The 1,036-nt window shown below is 59.4% G+C and carries 1 protein-coding gene; it reads left to right on the plus strand.

Annotated features, from left to right (window positions below):
* Positions 1-164 precede the first annotated feature (164 nt).
* On the plus strand, positions 165-1,036 hold an 872-nt coding region (locus VU18_RS16550), incomplete at its 3' end, for a TIGR02679 family protein (protein ID WP_047758591.1).

Below are 1,036 nucleotides of genomic sequence, written 5' to 3' on the forward strand. Positions count from 1 at the left end.
AACTCGCAGGCGCTTTGGGGTGACTACGACACCGTGCCGGCCCTGTCGATTTGCGAGCTCGTCCGTCCGCGCAATGCACCGTTTGTCACCGTCATCCAGTATTATTGGAACGGGCGCATCAAACAGTTAGTAGCGAATGAGGAAGAATGGGAGTTGATCGAGACATGAACCGGGCCGAAGAGGCCGCTGCCTTTTTCCGTTCCGAGCCGGGCTTTCGCCGCTTGTTTGTCGAAATGAAGCGGAAATACGAGTCGCTCGGCCGTGTTGGCGGCGTCGTCTCCTTGGCATCGTTCAGCGAGAACGAGCGCGAAGTCATCGCCGCCTTTTTCGGCCGAGACGTTTCCCGCGTTTCCCTGTCCGCCTTTGAACAGCAACTCGAACGAACACGGTTTGCCTGCGTTGGTCTCATCGAGCTGCTCGAGCGCTATTTCGGTGAGCCGCTCGTGCCGAAAAAAGAACAGCGCCAGGCAGTCGAAAAGGAGCGGGAGCGGTTTTTTGGGCACCTCGCCCACGAGCACCCTTGGCTTGAAGACATTTGTGGCCAACGGTTCATCCAAGCGGCGTATGAGGCAAACCGCGAAGAGTTGGCGGCGGCGATCCGTCTTGCCGGCGCCGCCCTTCGCCGCTTGCCGCTTGGCTCGTATGAGCGGCTCCCATTGTTTGCCCAGCGCATCGCCGGCGATCCACACGCCTTTGACCTGTCAACGCTCCCCGGCAAGGTGTTGCTGTCGGCCTTGCAAGCGACCGTGCCAGGTGAGTGGGATGTGACCTCTGTAGAGAGCGTCAATGAATTGCTGCAGTCCGTTGGCCTGCTCCGCGAGGATATTTTGAACTTTGCCACCTGCGCCAACTTGTTGGCCGAAACGAAGAAAGGCCCTCACCCAGTCTTCACTGCTGCCGTCGAAGCCAACAGCGCATTGAATGCACCGCTAAGGGACGTGTTGTCGCTCATTCGCGCCTATCCAGCCAACGGCGGCATCGTATACGTCGTCGAAAACGCGGGCGTTTTCTCGACCTTGCTTGACACCCGCGCCCC

The organism is Geobacillus sp. ZGt-1 (assembly GCF_001026865.1).
Classification (GTDB): Bacteria; Bacillota; Bacilli; order Bacillales; family Anoxybacillaceae; genus Geobacillus; species Geobacillus thermoleovorans.